19 protein-coding genes are annotated in these 21,579 nt (G+C 35.2%); 14 read left to right on the plus strand and 5 right to left on the minus strand.

Translation table 11 applies throughout. The annotated features are described in order from the left end of the window. The first annotated feature begins 1 nt into the window (after position 1). The 9 genes from A6M14_RS08715 (at position 2) to A6M14_RS08755 (ending at position 12,945) form a co-directional block, all read left to right on the plus strand. A complete protein-coding gene (locus A6M14_RS08715) occupies positions 2 to 4,513 on the plus strand; it encodes a translocation/assembly module TamB domain-containing protein (protein WP_152874570.1) in 4,512 nt (1,503 codons plus the stop codon). A gap of 185 nt (positions 4,514 to 4,698) precedes the next feature. Continuing rightward, on the plus strand, positions 4,699 to 5,385 hold the full coding sequence (locus A6M14_RS08720; protein ID WP_152874571.1) for a YqiA/YcfP family alpha/beta fold hydrolase: 687 nt from the start codon (positions 4,699 to 4,701) through the stop codon (positions 5,383 to 5,385). 253 nt (positions 5,386 to 5,638) lie between these two features. After that, entirely contained in the window at positions 5,639 to 6,073 is a 435-nt protein-coding gene (locus A6M14_RS08725; RefSeq protein WP_152874572.1) for an I78 family peptidase inhibitor, read from the plus strand. Positions 6,074 to 6,171: 98 nt separating this feature from the next. After that, positions 6,172 to 6,462 (plus strand): hypothetical protein, encoded by a 291-nt coding sequence (locus A6M14_RS08730; RefSeq protein WP_152874573.1) that lies wholly within the window; start codon positions 6,172 to 6,174, stop codon positions 6,460 to 6,462. A 218-nt stretch (positions 6,463 to 6,680) separates the two neighbouring features. Continuing rightward, the gene (locus tag A6M14_RS08735; protein WP_152874574.1) at positions 6,681 to 7,040 is read left to right on the plus strand and encodes a hypothetical protein; all 360 of its coding nucleotides are present in this window, start codon (positions 6,681 to 6,683) and stop codon (positions 7,038 to 7,040) included. 133 nt (positions 7,041 to 7,173) lie between these two features. Beyond that, complete coding sequence (locus A6M14_RS08740) at positions 7,174 to 7,443, plus strand: hypothetical protein (protein WP_152874575.1); 270 nt, start codon at positions 7,174 to 7,176, stop codon at positions 7,441 to 7,443. 295 nt (positions 7,444 to 7,738) lie between these two features. After that, positions 7,739 to 10,378: a bifunctional aconitate hydratase 2/2-methylisocitrate dehydratase gene (locus A6M14_RS08745; RefSeq protein WP_163123862.1), complete on the plus strand. Its 2,640-nt coding sequence runs from the start codon at positions 7,739 to 7,741 to the stop codon at positions 10,376 to 10,378. A gap of 74 nt (positions 10,379 to 10,452) precedes the next feature. Next, a complete protein-coding gene (locus tag A6M14_RS08750; protein WP_152874576.1) occupies positions 10,453 to 12,624 on the plus strand; it encodes an ATP-binding protein in 2,172 nt (723 codons plus the stop codon). A gap of 105 nt (positions 12,625 to 12,729) precedes the next feature. Beyond that, complete coding sequence (locus tag A6M14_RS08755) at positions 12,730 to 12,945, plus strand: hypothetical protein (RefSeq protein WP_152874589.1); 216 nt, start codon at positions 12,730 to 12,732, stop codon at positions 12,943 to 12,945. Between the two features lie 66 nt (positions 12,946 to 13,011). On the opposite strand, the gene mqo is transcribed toward A6M14_RS08755, so the two are convergent. Continuing rightward, the gene (mqo, locus tag A6M14_RS08760; RefSeq protein ID WP_152874577.1) at positions 13,012 to 14,655 is read right to left on the minus strand and encodes a malate dehydrogenase (quinone); all 1,644 of its coding nucleotides are present in this window, start codon (positions 14,653 to 14,655) and stop codon (positions 13,012 to 13,014) included. A 321-nt stretch (positions 14,656 to 14,976) separates the two neighbouring features. Between mqo and A6M14_RS08765 the strand changes: the two genes are divergently transcribed. Then, positions 14,977 to 15,561: a YceI family protein gene (locus tag A6M14_RS08765; protein ID WP_152874578.1), complete on the plus strand. Its 585-nt coding sequence runs from the start codon at positions 14,977 to 14,979 to the stop codon at positions 15,559 to 15,561. A 161-nt stretch (positions 15,562 to 15,722) separates the two neighbouring features. Beyond that, positions 15,723 to 16,946, plus strand: a complete 1,224-nt coding sequence (gene gltS, locus A6M14_RS08770) for a sodium/glutamate symporter (RefSeq protein ID WP_152874579.1) — start codon at positions 15,723 to 15,725, stop codon at positions 16,944 to 16,946. A 63-nt stretch (positions 16,947 to 17,009) separates the two neighbouring features. Here the strand turns inward: gltS and A6M14_RS08775 are convergent, their stop codons facing one another. The 4 genes from A6M14_RS08775 to tusD are packed head-to-tail and all read right to left on the minus strand — an operon-like array spanning position 17,010 to position 18,425. After that, a complete protein-coding gene (locus A6M14_RS08775; RefSeq protein ID WP_152874580.1) occupies positions 17,010 to 17,321 on the minus strand; it encodes a TusE/DsrC/DsvC family sulfur relay protein in 312 nt (103 codons plus the stop codon). A 42-nt stretch (positions 17,322 to 17,363) separates the two neighbouring features. Next, positions 17,364 to 17,648, minus strand: a complete 285-nt coding sequence (locus A6M14_RS08780; RefSeq protein ID WP_152874581.1) for a DsrH/TusB family sulfur metabolism protein — start codon at positions 17,646 to 17,648, stop codon at positions 17,364 to 17,366. Between the two features lie 14 nt (positions 17,649 to 17,662). Beyond that, positions 17,663 to 18,013, minus strand: coding sequence for a hypothetical protein (locus tag A6M14_RS08785; protein WP_163123864.1), 351 nt, complete (start codon positions 18,011 to 18,013; stop codon positions 17,663 to 17,665). 43 nt (positions 18,014 to 18,056) lie between these two features. Next, a complete protein-coding gene (tusD, locus tag A6M14_RS08790) occupies positions 18,057 to 18,425 on the minus strand; it encodes a sulfurtransferase complex subunit TusD (protein WP_152874582.1) in 369 nt (122 codons plus the stop codon). A gap of 71 nt (positions 18,426 to 18,496) precedes the next feature. On the opposite strand from tusD, the gene A6M14_RS08795 reads away from it, so the two are divergent. The 3 genes from A6M14_RS08795 (at position 18,497) to A6M14_RS08805 (ending at position 21,492) form a co-directional block, all read left to right on the plus strand. After that, entirely contained in the window at positions 18,497 to 19,501 is a 1,005-nt protein-coding gene (locus A6M14_RS08795) for an SDR family NAD(P)-dependent oxidoreductase (RefSeq protein WP_152874583.1), read from the plus strand. A gap of 123 nt (positions 19,502 to 19,624) precedes the next feature. Then, positions 19,625 to 21,019, plus strand: coding sequence for a class II fumarate hydratase (fumC, locus tag A6M14_RS08800; RefSeq protein ID WP_152874584.1), 1,395 nt, complete (start codon positions 19,625 to 19,627; stop codon positions 21,017 to 21,019). A gap of 272 nt (positions 21,020 to 21,291) precedes the next feature. Then, positions 21,292 to 21,492, plus strand: a complete 201-nt coding sequence (locus tag A6M14_RS08805) for a hypothetical protein (protein ID WP_152874585.1) — start codon at positions 21,292 to 21,294, stop codon at positions 21,490 to 21,492. The last annotated feature ends 87 nt before the right edge of the window (positions 21,493 to 21,579 follow it).

A 21,579-nucleotide genomic window follows, 5' to 3' on the forward strand; every position in this document is an offset into this window, starting at 1 on the left:
TATGGCTGAAGTGGAACAGCAACCAGAATTACCAACACCTTTGCCTAAACAGCGGAAAATTATAAGAAGTGTACTGAAGTCACTTCTTTTTGTGATTCTATTTATTGTTGCTGCTTTAGCAGTTATGTTTTCTACAGATCGGGGGAGTAAATTTCTACTCGATAGTGTGCTACAAAGCCAGAAAATTATTCACTATGAATATGAAGATGGAAACTTACTTAACGGCATTATTCTAAAAAATGTGCTTGTGACTTTAGAATCTGTTGATGTGAAAATTGATCGTGCCGATGTGTCTTTAGGTTGGCGCGCAATTGTAAATAAAGAAATTCATTTAACGCATGCCGATGTTCAAAATCTGCAAATTACCACAAAGGGTCCATCTTCGGATGAACCATTCAAATATAACGAAATTCGACTACCATTTGTTTTACGTGTAGATAAAGCTGATGTTGATAAATTAGAAATTCATACAGGTACAACACAGGTCGATTTTTTTGATATTCATCTAGAAAAGGCATTGTGGAAGGATACCAAACTTACATTTAAAAATACTCGTATGGATATGGGATATTTAAATGTTAAAAATGCCAATGGTGGTATGACCTTTGATCAAGGTAAATATCCAATTAAAGCAACAGCTGATGTCAATATTCCGTCACTTAATGATAGTTTGAATATTCACGGTATTCATGTTGTTGCTAATGGTACTTTAGAAACCATTGAAGCAGGTTTTGCAACCAATACGCCAGATTTACTCACAGGTTGGGGAGTTGTACATCCACTTCGTGACCATGTTCCAATGAAAGGTGAAGTAAAATTCAGAAATTACCATCTTCCATTACTCACAGATCAAAAGCTTTTTGCAAAAAAAGGGACAGCAAAATACTATGGTGATATTGAACGTTTAAATATCGATTTAAATACAGATTTAAGTGGTCAAGATATTCCCGAAGGTCGTTATACCGCATCAATGCATACAGATTTAGTTAATCAGTTAGATATTGAAAATCTAAATGGACAAATTCTAGATGGTGCCGTAAATGTTGCAGGTGTTGTTAGTTGGAAAGATCATGTGACTTGGGATATGAAAGGTCGCTTAGATAAAATTAAACCAACAGATAAAATTATTCCTCAAGTGGTGCGAGATTTCTTACCACCATCATTAGATGCCAATTTAGCATCTACAGGTTTATTGGAAGATGGTTTGCATTTAACGGCTAATGTCGACTTCGATAAATATGAAACATGGAATTTAAAGCTCGATCAAAAAGAAGAAAAAAGCAAAAAACCTGAACCAATGTTAATGAATGTGGCATGGAAGGGTTTAGATCGTGAAATGCCGTACATTGGTTGGTTAAAAAGCGATTCAGGTGATGTAAATCTGACTTTAATTGAAGATCAGCAAAATATTCATGTTGCAACAGTGGTAAAACAACATGAAAAATCATCATTACCTGCGGGGCAATATGTAGCGCAGTTAAATATTAAAAATAATAATTTAAATGTTCCAAGTTTTAGTTTTAGTGCAGGTCAAGGTGGTTTGAAAGGCAGTGCTTTTGTTGAACTTCCAACAGATAAGCGTCAACTTAAATGGAATGCATTACTTGATGCAAATAATTTCAATCCGCAAACGGTGACAAGTGCTGCGCCAATTAATTTATTGAATGGTCGTGTAAAAGCCAATGGCTATGCAAAGCCAAATCAACAGATTATTCATTTAAACCCAATTAATTTAACGGGTCGTTTAGCAGATCAAAACGAAACGATTCGTTTAACGGGTAAAAGTACAGCTGCAGTTTTATTCCATGATGAAAAGCATGGCGGTGCTTTTAAAAGCTTTGCTGTAGATTATGATGGTGCATTGAATGCCAGTAGCATTGAAGGTAGCGAAGGTCATTTAAAAGCGAAAATTTCAGGCACATCACAATATATTAAGATTAATCAATTTAGTCATAATGGTGTTGCAGGACAAATCGCTGCTGATGGTATTGTGAACTTAACGCATGGCATTGGTTGGGATGTTAACGCATCACTTATTCGCTTTAAACCACAATATTTTGTATCGAGTGTACAAGGTGAAGTTTCAGGTGTTGTTAAAACTCAAGGGCTTTGGTCAGATAAAATTAAACGTATTAATATATCGCGTTTAAACTTAGCAGGTCGGATTAACAACAAGCCTATTCGTGGTACGGGTAATTTGGCGATGGTGCTTAGTTCCCAACAAAAGGGTTTATTGCCTCAGCAATTTGAAGCGAATGATCTATTTTTATCGTATGCACAAAACCAAATTCAAGCGACAGGTAATGCACAAAACTTAAAAATTAAGATTAATGCACCTGCGCTCTATGAAATTTATAGTGGTTTGCGTGGTAAGGCTTATGGCTATTTAAATGTTCAAGCTCAGCCAAGATTAAAAGCAACTGCGAATTTAGCTGTAGATGGTTTTAGTTTTAATAATTTATTCAGTGTTAAGCAATTACGTATTCAAGGTGAATTACCAACGTCGGATACCACGCCAACCATTTTAACTGCGAAATTGAATTCATTGCGCAGTGGTGATCGTGAAATTCAACAAGGTGAAGTTTCTGTTGCGGGTACACGTAAAGCACATATTCTAAAAGTGAAAGCGGAAAATAAACTGAGTCAGTTCTATGTGCAATTGGCCGGTGGTTTTAATGCGAATAATGATTGGTTTGGTCAAATTCAAAAAGGTGATTTTGATTCGCTCAGAACACGCTTAGTGCAAAAAGAAAATGCATCGGTTATTTATCATTCTAAAAATAGTGAACTCTTTATTGGTGCACATTGTTGGGTGAGTCAGCAAAGCCAATTATGTTTCGATCAGCCTATTCGTACAAGTAAAACGAAAGGTAACGTTTCCTTTGTTACCCAAAACCTAGACTTAAATGATTTTGCTGCATTTATGCCTGATGGCTTAGCAATTACAGGTAAGGTCAATGGATATGCAAAAGCATCTTGGGCGCAAAATCAAAAACCTAAAATTGATGTAAAACTTTTAACACGTAACGGTATTATTGGTATTACAGGTGATGACCCTCAAGAAATTGGTTCAAACTTAAGATATGACCAAATTTCTCTGATTGCGAAAAGCGTAGCTCAAGGTTTGCAGCTTCGTTTAGATGTGAAAACGCCTGCAATTGGTACAGGTTATGCCAATGTTGTGATCGACCCATATTCTGCCAATAAAGCCATGCGTGGTGATATTGCATTTAACGAATTACAGTTAAAGGTGTTAAAACCATTTATTGCCGATGTGCGCCGTTTAGATGGTAGTTTGTCATTTGCAGGAAAAGTCAGTGGTTCACTTTCTAAGCCATTATTAACAGGTGAAATGCGTTTGAAAGATGGCGTAATTAGTATGATTTCATTGCCTGTGAATTTGACCAATATTCAGTTGTATTCATCTATTCGACAAGATAATGCCGCAATTAATGGCGCATTTAATAGTGGGCGTGGTGTAGGCAGATTAACGGGTGAGTTCGATTGGAAAGGTGAGCCTCGTATTAATTTGAATCTAAAAGGTGATAATTTACTGGTTCGCCAAGCGCCATTAATTACGGCAATTGTGAATACAGATGTTTCTGTGCAAGCTTATCCATTCCTCAGCAAGTTGTCTGTGAAAGGTAAAGTTGATGTACCACGTGCACTTATTTCTATGCCTGAATCTACAGCAAGTGTTGTGAATGTATCTTCAGATGTTCGCATTGTGCATGAAGGGCAAGATCAACTTGCCATTTTAAAAGCGGCAAAACCTTGGGATATTAATGCTGACTTAGATGTGAGTTTAGGGAATCAAGTGGTTTTCCAAGGCTTTGATAGCCGTATTCCGTTGGTGGGTCGATTGTATTTAACGCAACGTGGCTCTGAAACGGCAATGCGTGCTAATGGCGCAATTGGTGTGAGTAAGCGCGTTAAAATTGAAGCCTATGGACAAAGTTTAGATTTAAACCGTGCGATTGCTCGTTTTAATGGTGCATTGTCTAATCCAACGTTAGATGTAGATACCAATAAAAATATTCAAGGAAGTTTGGTTGGTATTCGGGTTACGGGAACAGCAACAAGCCCAAGTATTCAAGTGTATAACGATGCAGGTCTATCTGAGCAAGAAGCATTAAATGCGATTATTACAGGTCGTATTAATGAAGGTGCAAGTGGTTTAAGCCAAACAGAAGGCTTTAAGTCTGATGTAAATAATACAATTGCAGCAGCAGGTATTAGTATGGGCTTGGGTGGAACACGTGCACTGACCAATCAAATTGGTCGAACGTTAGGTTTAAGTGGTTTGGCTTTAGATGCGCAAGGTACAGGTGATGATACGCAAGTGAGCTTAACGGGCTACATTACACCAGATTTATTTATTCGTTATGGTGTAGGTGTGTTTACACCTGTAAATAAACTAACACTTCGTTATCAAATGAACCAACGGTTATATATGGAAGCAAGCCAGTCATTAGAACGTGCAATCGATTTCTTCTATAACTGGCGATTCTAATTTTAAAAAAACATGATTGATTGTAAAAATCTATTTTTATTTGAAGTCTGAGTGTGTGTTATTTGCGTTTAACCCGTTGGTGATTTCAGATTTAAAATATAGATGTAAGCAATATTTTCACATTAACTGTATTGTAATTCTACATACAGTGGATATTGGTATTTTGAAAAAGTACACGGTGTAATATGGATCTTGATTATTTAGTTAAAAGGCATGAGCGAGAATTTGAAAATAAAAAATATGTTTATATAGCAAATGAAGTTAATCGAACTTTAATAGTTGCCATGAGTACACATAATTTTGGTGAAAACTATTATATGCTTCGTGGATTATGTGAGAGTTGCGAATGCAGTTTACTTTTCATTACTGATCCGATCAACTCGTACTATCTTGAGGAGGATCAAGGTGCATCATACCAAAGACTTTTACAAAAATTTGTAAAAAAATATGGGTGTGAAAATATAACTTTATTTGGAAGTTCTATGTCTGGGTACGGAGCACTTTTTCACAGTCTAGAACTCAATACAAATGCTATTGTTAGTAACCCGCAGATTGATTTCAAAAGTAGTTTTGATAATGCATGGTCTGATTTACAAAATACTTTAAGAAAAGTAGAAAAAAATTGGGTTAATATTAATGATAAAATTACATTAATGCAGAATGTAAATGTGCAATGGTTTTGTGCGTACGGAGATAATCAATTGGACGCTCCTAATATTAAAAAATTACGTGAAGTGGTGAAGCCTAACTTAAGAGTTACTTTTCAAAATATAAAGGATGATACGCATGGTTTTTATTTTAAAAATAAAGATAATGTGTTTTTACTTCATAGATTAATGGTTGAAATGAGACGTGTTAAAATTTCATCATAGCACTTCAAAAGTCCATAAGAGCCATGATCTTTAATTGGATTTGGTTTTTAAATCTCAAAGAATTCCCTGATTCCTTTTTATAGCTAAATCTAAAAAAGTAAAGTTTGCCGACTGTAATTAAGATTATTTATAAATTTACTTTAGTCGTATATTGAGATAATGGGAAAAATATTTACTGTAATAATTGCAAATAATCAGTACATAAATATTTGGAATCTGATAAATTTTAGTTTTAACGAGTAGATAATAAGCCATGAAAAAAACATTATTAATCGGTGCATTATTTGCATCTCTTACCGCATGTTCAACGGCACAAACTCAACAAGACACCACACCTAAGTTAGGTATGCCTAATCCTGCTAGTCAGTATTGTGTACAGCAAGGCGGGAAACTGTCTATAAAAAATGAAGCGAATGGTCAAGTTGGCTATTGCCATTTATCAAACGGGCAAGTAATTGAAGAGTGGGAATTTTTTAGAAAAAGCCAAGCAGAATGCGTATCTGAAGAAGCGAAAAAACTGGTTGGACTTAAAAATTTAACAGAAGAGCAAATTAAAGGAAAAACCAAATCTTCAGTAGTTCGTATTGTAAAACCAGGTCAGCCTGTCACCATGGATTATCGTTCAGATCGTGTTACAGTTACGGTTGATCCAATAACTCAAAAAGTTATAACAGCATCGTGCGGGTAAAATTTTAAAGATATTTATTTCAGTATTAAAAAGACTCCAATAAGTTTAATTTCGCGAATTAAGATACTATAGAGAATTAGTTATTGGATTCTTTTTTTATGGTCGATTTGTATGAGTATCGGTATACAAAGTTAGGTGTATTCGGCTCTTTACCCACTCATAAAATTTTTCTTAATGCTAAAGCTCGCAATACAGCAAAATTTGTATTTTCTGATAACACATTCATTTATGGCGTTGTTTCTGATTGGTTTCTCAAAAACTCAGATTTTGATACGCGAAAATCAACATGGACTGAGGAAAATAAAGCCTTCCTAGATACCGAAAAAAGGCTTTTAACTGCTTATAGAGCGTTACATCCATTATTTAAAACAGAAGCAAACACGAATTAGTATTTTCTATGCTTGTTGTTTATATATTGGATTAAATTGTTCAAATCTATTGAAAACAAGCGTGTAAATATTCCATTGTGAATGTAAACAGTGAAAAGATTAAATACGTTAATTTAAGTATTAAAAAAGCTCTAATTGGGGCTTTTTTGTATTTAAAGCTCATGAAATTTCTTATTTCACATAAATTTGATTATGATATGCGGATTAGGAGATTTTGAATGAAAAAGTTACTTGCTTTAAGCATTCTTGTTGCATTAACAGGCTGTGCTGAAAAGAAACCTTTAACTCCGCAAGAGCAGTGGCACGGTTACTGTACAAGCGTTGGTAATGCAGCACGTTCTATTGTTTTAGACCGTCAAAACGGCATTGAAAAAGACAAAGCAATTGAGCATGCAGATAAAATTGATGATGAAACCACCAAAGGTTTTATTTTAAAAATTATTGATGAAGCTTACGCAATACCTGTAGCAGAAATGAAAAATGATGTTGAAGGTTCACGTGATAAACTTAAAGCAAAAGTAACAGAAAGATGTATTGCGACACCGCATGATCAAATGCCAGATTACAAACCGTTCTAAGGAACGGTTTTTTTATATAAATAATAAAATAGCCTAAGCAAGCTCTAAGTTACAAAATCTAAATTAATTTTATAGAAAAGCTTATCTTTTTTTGTCATATTAGAGTGAATAACAAATAAAAAAGGAGCGCAGAATGGAAGTGGTTGAATATCTTCACAATGCAGATTTGCTCTTAGAAGATGAGCAAGGCGTTGCCATTATTTGTGGTAGTAGTTACGTGCTAAGTTTAGGCGATAAAGTCTATATTCAAAATGCTATAGATGAACAAGCTAAACTCTTTTCTGTCAAAATTTCATTTGCAAGTTCAGCGCATAAAATGATGCATGAAGATGAAATTCAGATTAAATTCGAAGGTTGTAGAGCAACTTTAGAACAATATATTTTAACCAGTACTGTACACTAAGGTTGAATATGATTCTTTTTACAAAAGGGGCAACATCATGTTGCCTTTTTAATGATTAATTTCTGACTAAAAAGTGTTAAACATATATCTTTGATGTACATATTTATCGCAATTCGTTTATCGAATAATCAATATGAGCATCATTTAGTTAATAAATAATGAGCATCACGAAGAAACACTTGTAGCGCATTAACTTTTAACTGGAATTTTAGTAAAATCGAGTCGTCCATATTATTTACGAAGCCTGTGAATGGCTGGAATTTGTAGATAATTTTTTAAAGAAGAGGAATAAACCGTGCTAGAAGCTTACCGCCAACACGTTGAAGAACGTGCCGCACTCGGAGTCCCACCGAAGCCACTTGATGATGTTCAAACAGCTGCATTAGTTGAATTAGTAAAAAATCCACCAGCAGGTGAAGAAGCATTTTTAGTTGATTTGCTTGAAAACCGTATTCCTGCAGGTGTTGACCAAGCTGCTTATGTTAAAGCTGCTTTTTTGGCTGCATTGGCAAAGGGCGAAGCGAAATCTCCTTTAATTTCTAAAGAACGCGCTGTTTACTTACTAGGTACTATGCTTGGTGGTTATAACGTTGCGCCTTTAGTAACTCTTCTTGATGATGCAGAACTTGCAGAATTAGCTGCTGAAGCATTGAAGAAAACTCTTCTTGTATTTGATGCGTTCCATGACGTTGCAGATAAAGCAAAAGCGGGTAACAAAAACGCTCAAGCAGTTCTTCAATCTTGGGCTGATGCTGAATGGTTCACTAGCCGTAAAGACGTTCCTGAAGAAATCAAACTTACAGTTTTCAAAGTAACTGGCGAAACTAACACAGACGACTTGTCACCTGCACAAGACGCTTGGAGCCGTCCAGATATTCCATTACATGCAAATGCAATGTTGAAAAACGAACGTGATGGTATCAACCCTGAAAAACCAGGTGAAGTTGGTCCATTAAACCAAATCAAAGCACTCGTTGCGAAAGGCAACCAAGTTGCTTACGTTGGTGACGTTGTTGGTACAGGTTCATCTCGTAAATCTGCAACTAACTCTGTTCTTTGGTTCTTTGGTGATGACATTGCGCACATCCCGAACAAAAAAGACGGTGGTTACTGCCTAGGTTCTAAAATCGCTCCAATCTTCTTTAACACTATGGAAGATGCAGGCGCGTTACCAATTGAAATTGATGTTGCAAACATGAACATGGGCGATGAAATCGTTCTTAAAATTGATCATGCTGCTGCAAAAGTTTCTGCGTCTAAAGACGGTGCGGTAATTGCTGAAGCTGAACTTAAAACTCCAGTTCTTCTTGATGAAGTTCGTGCGGGTGGTCGTATCAACTTAATCGTTGGTCGTGGTTTAACAACTAAAGCGCGTGAAGAATTAGGTCTTGCACCTTCTACTTTATTCCGTGTTCCTGTTCAACCTGCTGCTACAGGCAAAGGTTTTACTCAAGCACAGAAAATGGTTGGTCGCGCTTGTGGTCTTCCTGAAGGTCAAGGTGTACTTCCGGGTACTTACTGCGAACCACGCATGACAACTGTAGGTTCGCAAGATACTACAGGTCCTATGACTCGTGACGAATTGAAAGACTTGGCTTGCCTAGGCTTCTCTGCTGATCTTGTTATGCAATCTTTCTGTCATACAGCTGCTTATCCAAAACCAGTTGACGTTCAAATGCAACACTCGCTTCCTGATTTCATCATGAACCGTGGTGGTGTGTCTTTACGCCCAGGTGACGGTATTATTCACTCTTGGTTAAACCGTATGCTTCTTCCAGATACCGTTGGTACTGGTGGTGACTCGCATACTCGTTTCCCAATTGGTATTTCATTCCCTGCGGGTTCTGGTCTTGTAGCATTCGCTGCTGCAACTGGTGTTATGCCACTTGACATGCCTGAATCTGTTCTTGTTAAGTTCAAAGGTAAAATGCAGCCTGGTATCACACTACGTGACCTAGTACATGCAATTCCTTACGTTGCGATTCAGCAAGGTGACTTAACTGTAGAGAAGAAAGGTAAGAAAAACATCTTCTCTGGTCGTATTCTAGAAATCGACTTAACAGAAATGGAAACTGACTTAACTGTTGAGCAAGCATTCGAACTTTCTGATGCTTCTGCTGAACGTTCAGCTGCTGGTTGTTCTATCACACTTTCTGAAGAGAAAGTTGCTGAATACCTTCGTTCAAACATCACTATGCTTAAGTGGATGATTTCTGAAGGTTATGGCGATGCGCGTACTATGGCTCGTCGTGTTGAGAACATGGAAAAATGGTTAGCGAATCCATCACTTCTTAAAGCTGATGCTGATGCTGAATACACTAAAGTGTATGAAATTGACCTTGCTACAATTACTGAACCTGTTCTTTGCTGTCCAAATGATCCAGATGACGCGAAATTGTTATCTGACGTTCAAGGCGTGAAAATTGACGAAGTATTCGTTGGTTCATGTATGACAAACATTGGTCATTTCCGTGCAACTGGTAAGTTGCTTGAGAAAGTTCCTGGTGGCGTGTTGAATACTCGTCTTTGGATTGCTCCTCCAACTCGTATGGATGAACACCAATTGATGGAAGAAGGTTTCTATAACATTTATGGTAAAGCTGGCGCGCGTACTGAAATGCCAGGTTGTTCATTATGTATGGGTAACCAAGCACGTGTAGCTCCGAACACAACTTGTGTTTCGACTTCTACTCGTAACTTCCCGAACCGTTTAGGTCAAGGTGCTAACGTTTACTTAGCTTCTGCTGAACTTGCTTCTGTTGCTGCGGTACTTGGTAAATTACCAACACCTGCTGAATATCAAGAATATGCTGCTCAAATTGACAGCATGTCTGCTGATATTTACCAATATTTAAGCTTCGACAAAATGGGCGACTATACAGACGCTGCTAAAGATGTTGATACGAAGAAAATTGCTGCTGCTCAATTGTCTTAATTTGTTGAAAATTAAAGTAATATGAGTTAAAAATAAGGGCTGATTAATCAGCCCTTATTTTTTGAGTATAAAAAATGAATAAAATTTTAAAAATAAATTTGGAAAATTGTTTTGGTATCGGGGAGTTGAAACATGACTTTAAGTTTTCAACTGATAAAAATGTTCAATTAATATATGCACCTAATGGAACAATGAAAACGTCCTTATCAAATGTATTTGAGCTTTTGTCAGCAGATAAAAAAAATGAGATAAAAGATAGAGTGTTTATAGAAAAAGTTCCTGTTGTCGATATTCAAATAAATAATGAACCTATTGATAAAAATAGCATATTAGTTATAAATGCGAATAATAAAGATACCGTGAAATCGATAACAAAATTTATAGCAAGTAGTGATCTAAAAAGGAGATATGAGGAAATTTATGATGAATTATCAGAAGAAAAAAATAGGTTTATTACTATTTTAAGAAAACAGTCTAGAAGTACTGATTGTGAATCTGAGATGAAATCAGCATTTGAAGATGGTGAAACAATTTTTGATTATTTAGAGAGAATAGACGTTCTTTTAGGAAAGGAATATCAGAGCTATGACTTTAAGTATAATGATGTTTTTGATAAGACAAATAAGGTAAAAGTATTTATAAGTGACAATGAATCCCTACTTGATGATTATTTTCAGCGTTATAATGAACTGCTTACAAAATCTAATTTTTTTAGAAAATCAGATAATTCTTTTGGTACTTTGCAAGCCAATAGTCTTCTTGAATCAGTTAGTGATAATTCTTTTTTTGAAGCAGGTCATACTATTAGTTTAAGTACAGATGAAATTATTTCTTCAAAAGATGATTTCACTACTTTAATTAAAAATGAAATGGATCAAATTTTAAAAGATGAAAAACTATTAAAAATGTTTGCAAAAATTGATAATGCATTATCTAAAAATCCAGCATTGAGATCTTTTAAAAATGTGATTGAAAAAGATCAAACTTTGCTAATAGAATTAAAAAATTATGAGGGGTTTAGGAAGTATATCTGGTTAAGTTATATATCAGATATAAAAAATGAAAGTAATCGAATAGTAGAATTATATAAAATTAGAAAAAATGAACTAAAAGCTATTATCAGTAGTGCAAATGCAGAAATTGAAAAATGGAAAGAAACAATAGAGCTATTTAATTCAAGATTTTACGTTCCATTTACAGTTGGTCTTGAAAATCAATCAGATATAATTCTTCAGAGTGCAGTACCCAAATTGACATTTACTTATAAAGGAAGCAAGTTAGAAGATAATAATGAAACAACCCTTCTGAATCTGTTAAGCCGAGGGGAAAGTAGAGCATATTTTATTTTGAAATTTTTGTTTGAAATTGAGTCTCGTCTGAGTGATGGTCAAGAACTTATGCTTATTTTTGATGATGTTGCTGATTCTTTTGATTATAAAAATAAGTATGCAATTATAGAATATATTAAGGATTTATTAGAAAATCCTAGCGTTAATGCATTAATACTTACACATAATTTTGATTTCTACAGAACATTACATAGTAGGTTGTTAATTCAAGAACGTGGATTTATGGCGAGTAAATGTAATGAAGGAAAAGTTAAACTTTTTGCAGGTAAGTATACAAAAGATGTCTTTAATAATGTTTTCGTAAAAAAATATAAAATTCGTAAAAATTTTATAGGATTAATTCCTTTTATTCGAAACCTATTTGACTATTTATCTGATGAAGAAGGTAAAACTTTTTTAACAAGCTGTTTACATATTAAGTCTACTACAAGTGAAATAAAAGTATGTGATATTCACGAATATCTAATAAGAGTATTGAGATCTAAATCTGATATTGTTTTGGATTTTCAAGATAAGAATTATCTTGATATGGTTTTTGAGGAAAGTGATTTAATTCTAAATAATATTTCAGAGCATTCTATTGATTTAGAAGATAAATTAGTTTTGGCAATTGCTTGCAGATTAAAAGCTGAAATGTTTATGCTTTCAAAACTTGATCCAGAAGAAGTTAATTCCATTGAAACAAATCAAACTTCGCAACTGTATAAGTTATGTGTAAATAAAGGATTGGATAAAAGGATATTAAAGTCAATAAATAAAGTTAATTTAATAACACCTGAACATATTCACATCAATTCTTTTATGTTCGAGCCTCTTGTCGATATGTCTATTAATTATTTAGCTGATTTATATAAGAGTATTAGTAGGTTGTATGCTGATATACGGGAAGTAGCTTAATATAAGTGGGTATATGGGTGATAAAGGATTCCTTGTACTTTACACCTCACTTAATAAATCGTTTAATCCTCACATTGAAAAATGATTGAACAAGTTGATGTAACAATGGCAAAACAATCTCGATTCCTCTGTATTGGTGGTTTTCTCAATGGAACCCAAGTCAAAGACCAAGGCGACAGCTTTGTCTGTGTCGAAAAGTCTAAAAATGTGACTTACCGAAAACTTGAAATCTTCCATCCAGATTCATGGAATCATGACTACTACGTGTGTGAAGATACAACCGATCTACAAGCCAAAAAGTGGGTCTATGACATCGAATAATCACACTATTTAAAGCAACAAAAAAGATGAGCCGAAGCTCATCTTTTTTGTTGAATTGGAAATTAATTATTTCGCATTCGCAACAGCAGGAACAACCGCAGTAGAATCATTTGCCGCATGACGCGTAGGCGTATAATTCAAACCTAAAGTTGAACTTGTATAAGTACGAACTTGATCTAAAAGAGCAGGGTTAGCACTTAAATCTTGCCCATAAGAACGAACAATTTCATGTAACTTGCCATTCCATTTACCTTTCACTTGTTCAGGGAAAGCCTTTTCCATCAAACTTAACATGATGTAAGGAGAAGTCGAAGCACCCGGAGAAGCACCCAATAAAGCTGTTACAGAACCATCTTTAGAGGCAAAAATTTCAGTACCAAATTGCAATGTTGCATCTTTACCTGGCACTTTCTTAATAATTTGAACACGCTGACCACCTTGGTTTAATGTCCAATCTTCAATTTTCGCTTCAGGATAATACTTTTTAAGCTCGTTAAACTGATCTTCCTTAGACATCGCAACTTGGCTAATTAAATATTTAACCAAATCTAAATTCTCTAAACCAATGGTTGCCATAGGAATCACGTTATTTTTATTCGCAGAATCCATTAAATCAAATTGTGAACCATGCTTTAAGAACTTATTTGAATATGTCGCAAAAGGACCGAATAACGCATATTTTTTACCATCAATATAACGTGTATCAATATGCGGAACAGACATAGGAGGCGCACCCAATTCAGGCTTACCATATACTTTGGCTGTGTGCATTGCAGTTACTTTCGGGTTGTCGGTCATTAAGAAAATACCGCCAATAGGGAAGCCTGCATATTGTTTAGTTTCTTCTAAACCTGTCATTTGAAGCAAACGAATTGCTGCACCGCCTGCACCAATAAATACAAATTTAGATTTCACATGACTTGTTGTATTCGTTTTCAAGTTTTTAACAGAAACAGTCCAAGTATTGTCATCGTTACGGCTAATACCTGTCACTTCAGTTGATGTTTCAAGTTTAAATTGTGGCTGTTTGTTCAGGTTATTCACTAATTGAGTCGTAATAGAACCATAGTTCACATCTGAACCAACATCCATGCGTGTTGCTGCAACTTTTTGTGAAGCATCACGACCTTGCATAACCAAAGGCGCCCATTGCTTAATTTCTTCAGGATTATCTGAATATTTCATTCCTTCAAACATTGGGTTTTGAGTCATCGCTTCATAGCGTTTTTTCATATATGGAACGCTATCGCCCCACACAAAAGCAATATGAGGAACAGGATTAATAAAGCTTGTTGGTTGACCAAGTACGCCATTTTTCACTTGATAAGACCAGAATTCCTTACTCACTTCAAATTGAGATGCTGTATCAATTGCCTTTTTAATATCAATTTTGCCATCTTTTTCAGGAGTATAGTTCATCTCCATAAAACCAGAGTGACCTGTACCTGCATTGTTTAAACCTTTTGAGCTTTCTTGAGCAACTGCATCCAAACGTTCATACATTTGAATATTCCAGTCGGGTTCAAGCTCACTCAAGTAAGTACCCAATGTTGCGCTCATAATACCGCCACCAATAAGCACAACATCTACAACTTTTTCATTGGCTGTAGATTTAACAGATTTGGATGCAATAGGTCTGAATAAGAAAATGAGCCCAATAATGAATAATACAATGATCAGAATAACTAGATATTTAAGAAACTTCTTCATAATACGCCTGATATTTATTTGACTTATATGTAAATGATAAAGAAGATAATGAGCGTATTTCGTGAAGTTGTGTAAGTATTAGGTGAATTATATATTGAATGTTTAATAAAAAAATAATGTATTTATAACGCATGGCTTCATGAAACGCATGAAAATAAAGGGTTGTAATAATCACATATTTTTATTATGGAATTCAGGTATTTATTTACAAAAAATCAACGATTAATCGTTCTATAGTTGCAACAAATCGTTTTATCTTTATCAATGTATTTGTAAATAATATCTATAGACTAATGATTATTCGATTGAGGGATTAACAAAATGAATTTTAAAGCACTTTCTTTAGGTTTGGCACTTGCTTCGGCTGCAACACTTTCAATGGCAAAACCTGTTGCTTACCAAATTGACCCAACGCATACAGCAACTGTATTTAATTGGAATCATTTTGGTTTTTCTACGCCATCTGCTAACTTTAGTGACATTCAAGGTACAATTAATGTCGATAACGCGAAGCCAGAAAAATCATCTGTAAATGTGACCATTCCACTTGCTAGCTTAAATACAAATGTAAAAGCTTTAGATGATCATTTAAAAACAGCAGATTTCTTTGATGCTGCAAAATATCCTACCATTACTTTTAAAAGTACAAAAGTAGAAACAACAGACAAAAAGAATTTCAAAATTACAGGTAACTTAACGATTAAAGATGTGACTAAGCCTGTTGTTCTAGATGCTGTATTAAATAAACAAGCTGTACATCCAATGTCTAAGCTAGAAACTATTGGCTTTAATGCAACAACATCGTTCGATCGTTCTGCATTTGGTGTAGGTGCATATGTGCCAAATGTGGGTGATAAGATCACAGTAAATATTACGACTGAAGCATCTGTTCCTGCTAAAAAGTAAGTTATTTGAGCTAAAAAAAGCACCGAATTCGGTGCTTTTTTTATGCTTTATGATTAGAAAATAGATTAATTGACTAAATTTTATATCGAAAGTTACATTTTTAAAGCAGAAAAAAATCCATTATTTGTATATAAGTATAGGAAATATAAGAAGGATATGAGATGGATTATCAACTTGATGCCTTTATGACGATTGTCATTGCAGTGTTGGTTCTTTTAATTGGGTATGTGTGCGTTCATAAACTGAGCATTTTAAAGAAATACAATATTCCAGAACCAGTTGCAGGTGGTTTGGTCGCTGCTGTAGTGACTTATATCTTATTTAAGCAATTTAATATTACCGTGAATTTTGATGCGCAAATTCAACAAATCTTCATGCTGATGTTTTTCACCTCTGTTGGTTTGAGCGCGAGTTTAGGTAAATTAAAAGAGGGAGGAAAAACCTTAGTCGTTTTTCTTGTCTGTGTTGTTATTTTTGTACTGCTGCAAAATGCATTGGGTATTAGTTTAGCCAAAATGTTGGGCTTAGATCCTTTAATTGGTTTAATTACAGGTTCGGTAACCTTAACAGGTGGACATGGTACAGCAGGTGCATGGGGAACAGTATTCGAGCAAGATCATGGCATACAAGGCGCAGTTGTTTTAGGTATGGCTAGTGCAACATTTGGTTTAGTCATTGGCGGTATGATGGGTGGGCCTGTGGCAAAATTCCTGATTCGTCGCTTCAAGCTTGCTGAAGAAATTGTTTCTGAAACAGGGCGTAATGAAGCACCACCAGCATCTGAAACAGCGCCATTCGAATATCCTGAAAAAACACGTTTAATTACTGCTGATGATGCAGTGAAAACAATGGGGATGTTTGCGACCTGTATTTGTTTTGCATATTTCATGGCTACATTTGCAAAAGGTCAATGGTTTGAACTTCCGACCTTTGTTTGGGCTTTAATGTGCGGTGTGGTTTTACGTAATATTTTTGAACATATTTTCAAAATTGAGATGTTTGACCGTTGTATCGATGTATTTGGTAACGGTTCATTGTCATTATTTTTAGCTATGGCTCTTATGTCATTGCAGCTTTGGATGCTTGCAGATTTGGCAGGTCCATTGGTGATTATTCTTATTGCTCAGACTATTTTATTGGCGCTCTATCTTTACTTCGTGACCTTTAGGGTGATGGGGAGTAATTACGATGCTGCGGTACTTTGCGCAGGGCAATGTGGTGTGAACTTAGGGGCAACACCAACGGCAATTGCTAATATTCAAGCAGTAACCAATACTTATGGTCCATCGCATAGAGCCTTTTTGGTGATTCCACTCACGGGTGCTTTTTTTGTTGATATCGTAAATGCCGTGGTCATTCAACTTTCCATTGGTTTCTTTGGATAAGTATTGAATCTAAGCCATATAAAAAGCACCCAATTGGGTGCTTTTTTAATTTAAACTTTTTGTTTATAAACAATTTGCAGGTTTTGGAATACCTGCTAAACGGCTTAAATGACGCGCGACTAAACCTGTTTTAAATTTGTCCTGAAGCATCGCATTATCTGTTTCGGGACCAACCGTTTTCATTAAAAACTTAATCATTGGGCGTGTTGCAGGAGAGTGCCCAAATTGTGCGTAAAACTGACGTACCGCATTGAGTATTTCAAAATGCCATGCTGTGAGTTCTAAATCTAGTGAATTTGCAAGTTCCTGTGCAACATCTTCATTCCAAATGGTGTAATCAACTAAGTGACCATCTTGATCCAATTCTAAACTCATAAATTGCCTTTAAACTTGTCAAAAAATATTGTGATAGATGGGTTATTGTAAACGAATACTACGCTTAAAATTTAAGACCACGTCTGCAAATTGTGCATATGAAATTACTTGAATATTTGCTAAATCACTTTGCGCTAAATTTTCAGCTTCAGTTTCTAAAACATAAACATGATCTAAATTTTGAATAAATTCAGCATTTTGATGTAAAACAGCTTCACCCATTAAAACTACAGCATCATTTTCAGCATAAAGTTGTTTAAGCTTTTTCAGCATGGCAGGGGTTGTATTGAAGCTTGATTGGACTAAATAAAGTGTATTGTTTGTCATTACATTGTCCCTTTTCACCAATACAATACATGATCAAATTTTTGAATATATTCAGTATTTAGCTCAATAAATTCAATATTTTGAGTGCTATTTTTTACAAAAAAAGAATCCTGATTTTCACTTTCTACAAAAATAGGGCTTAAATCATAAAACTCAAAACTATCGACCATATTAGATGCAACTTTAAATACATGTTTTAGTTGATCGAACTGTAAATCTGATTGAAGAAGGCTTAGCGCTGCATCTTGCAAAACAACTTTAACTTCACATCCAAAGGTTGCTAGAACCATTGTTGCAGATAAACTTTCATGTGTTTGTGAGCTTGCTAAATTGGCTTGAGTTAAAATTATGAGTACATTTTTCACACAATTTACCTTTTAAATGCAACAAGTTTGGGTTAAAAAAAGATTAGAATTGAAGTAGACGATCTGTAGATTGAACTGCATCGGCAAGCTCACCTAAGCCTACTAATTCGAAACCTTGTGCCAAATTGTGCTGACTAAGTTGATGTCTTTTTGCATTTTCTTCATCGCAAATTCCACGTGCAAGCGCAGCACTGACACATACAGGCAAACGAATAGATAGCTTTTGCCATTCAGCTTTTAAGTTTCTTTGGTCATCTGGAACCCATTGCAGTTCATTGGCAACAGAGACGCCATCTTGATAGAAGAAAACACGAAAATCTTCATTTTTACTTTGTAAAGCTTGAGCTAAACCTAAGGCATGCCAAGCTTGAACAGAAGTTGGTGCAGACGTTATTAGTAATAAAGTACTCATCGAAATTCACACATGAACAGTTTCCAACGATAGGGAGACATTCTGACTTGATAAGAAAAAGGTAGTATACAATGATTTTAGTGACAGGTGGATTAGGCTTTATAGGTTCTCATATTGCTTTAAGCCTAATGGCACAAGGGCAAGAAGTACTTATTGTCGATAATTTATCGAATACCGATATGAGTAACTTAGAGCGCTTAGAATCGATTACAGGTATGAGCATTCCTTTTGCTAAAGTTGATGTACGAAACACGCCTGCCTTAATGAGCGTTTTTCAGCAATATGCCGTAGACAGTGTAGTTCATGCAGCAGGTTTTAAATCATTAACAGAATCTTTACTTAAACCACTTGAATATTACAATGCCAATGTAAGTTGCATGATGAGCTTATTACGCGCCATGCAGCGTACAGGTGTTCGTAGTTTGGTTCATTTATCAAGTTTGGCTGTATATGGAACATCTAGTTTAGACTTAAAAGAAGAAGATTCATTTAATTATCATTTTAATAATCCCTATGTTAAATCTCAGCAAATGGCGGAGGAAATTCTAAAAGATACTTACATCACAGACCCTGAATGGAAAATTGTCAATCTTCGGTTGGGTAATGTAGCAGGGGCTTTTGAATATACTGTTTTAGGTGAGTTAATACGTCCATTTCCAAAAAATATTTTGCCTTTAGCAATGCAAGTTGCAGCAGGACAACGCGAATATATTGAGTTGCGTAAACAAGCCAAAACTCAAGATCAAACTGTAGAAAGAAGTTTTGTACATGTGATGGATGTGTGCTCGATTGTCAGTCTTTCTTTGCAATGGCTTTATTATCAAAATAATGTCTATGAAATTTTTAATGTAGGTGGTGAACTTAGTTCAATTCAGCAGCTTTTAGATAATGTTTCTAAGGTTACGGGTACGCCTATTCTAACGGTGGATCTTGATATAGATGATGGTGAGGAGATATCTCAAATAGGAACATCTTCTGAAAAAGCCAAAAGAATATTAAACTGGCAAGCTCAAAAATCTATTCAAAACATGATTGAAGATGAATGGCTATTTTTCCAAAAGCAGTTAAATGCTTAATAAATGAGTTATTGTAAATAATTATCATTTACAATTTGTTGCTTTTTAAATAAGATCAAATGTAAGCAAGATTTGTTGAAGTAGCCAACGCAACAATTAAACAAAAGAATATAGGGGTAGTAAATGCAAACACGTATTGAGCATGACACAATGGGTGATGTTGAAGTTCCAAGTGAAGCAATGTGGGGGGCACAAACTCAACGCAGCTTACAGAATTTCAAAATTGGTCAAGAGCGTTTACCACGTCCTATGATTCGTGCCATGGGTTTGGTGAAAAAAGCAGCGGCAATCACCAATGCAGAACTTAATCAAATTCCTGAAGAACTTGCACAATATATTGTGGGTGCGGCGGATGAAGTGATTGCAGGAAAGTGGGATTCACAATTTCCTTTAGTGGTTTGGCAAACAGGTTCAGGTACACAAAGTAATATGAACTGTAATGAAGTTATTGCCAATATTGCCAATCAAAAATTGGGCAATCCTTTAGGTGCGCAAAAGCCTGTACATCCTAATGATCACGTGAATCGTGCGCAATCTACAAATGACTCTTTCCCAACGGCTATTCATGTGGCGGCAAGTTTACAAATTAACGAGCTTTTAATTCCTGCGGTTACGCGTTTACGTGACACTTTAGATCAAAAATCAAAAGAATTTTCAGATATTGTGAAAATTGGTCGTACGCATTTACAAGATGCCACGCCTTTAACTTTGGGGCAGGAATTTAGTGGATATGTATCTCAACTTGATCATGGGCTAAAACGCTTACAACAAGCTTTAACAGGTTTATATGAATTACCTTTAGGCGGTACAGCAGTTGGTACAGGTTTAAATGCACATGTAGATTATGCAGTTAAAGCAGCAGATCAATTGGGAGCTTTAACAGGTTTACCTTTTGTGACTGCGCCCAATAAATTTGAAGCTTTAGCAGGGCGTGATGCCGCTGTATTTGCTTCGGGTGCTTTAAAAACTTTGGCTGTAAGTTTAAATAAAATTGCCAATGATATTCGTTGGTTAGCAAGTGGTCCGCGTTGTGGTTTTGGTGAGCTTCGTATTCCTGAAAATGAGCCTGGTTCAAGTATTATGCCAGGTAAGGTGAATCCAACTCAAAGTGAAGCGATGACGATGGTGGTTGCTCAAGTTTTGGGTAATGATACAACCATTAATGTTGCAGGTGCTTCGGGTAATTTTGAGTTAAACGTATTTATGCCTGTTATTGCATTTAACCTTTTACAATCAATTCAGTTATTGGGTGATGCGTGTAATAGTTTTAATGATCATTGTGCTGTAGGTATTGAGCCAAACAAAGATAAAATTGATGATTTTTTACATAATTCTTTAATGCTTGTAACGGCTTTAAACCCTGTAATTGGTTATGAAAATGCGGCAAAAGTAGCGAAAACTGCTTATAAGGAAAATAAAACTTTAAAGCAGGTTGCTGTAGAACTTAATTTGGTAACCGCAGAGCAGTTTGATGAGGTGGTAAGACCAGAGCAAATGATTTCACCCAATGTGAAGTGATTTGAATTAAATAGAAAAGCCCTCTAAGTGAGGGCTTTTCTATTACGTTTAGAATAAGGCGAATTTCATATAATGACTGACTCAATAATGATATTGGTCTTGAATTAAGTTATTAAAAATTGTAACTACTTAAAATTTATATTTTACACCTGTAGGAATTGAAGATGTCTTATTTTAATGATTACAAAATACCCATATAGTTAGTATGGATATATGCTTAATTTTTTTTCATAATTGAGCTTAATTATTATCAATTAAATAAAGGTAGCTTAATGAATATTAATTTTTTTGCTCTAGTTGTTGTTTCATTAACAGTTACATCTTGTGCGATTTTTCCAACACTTGATGAAAGAATGGCTAAATGTGAAGCTAAAGGTATAAGTAAAGATGTTTGTTATCAGGTGGAAATGAATAAGGAGCGAGATTTGCTTAATTCAGCAATGCACGCACCTGATACAAGTAAACAGAAATAAATTTGTACGATTGAAACACAGATAATGCTAGGCACGGTTGTTTTCTAACCAGTCGAGTTTTCTTTTTTATTAGGGTCTGTTGACATT

This window comes from Acinetobacter portensis, assembly GCF_009372215.1.
Taxonomy (GTDB): Bacteria; Pseudomonadota; Gammaproteobacteria; order Pseudomonadales; family Moraxellaceae; genus Acinetobacter; species Acinetobacter portensis.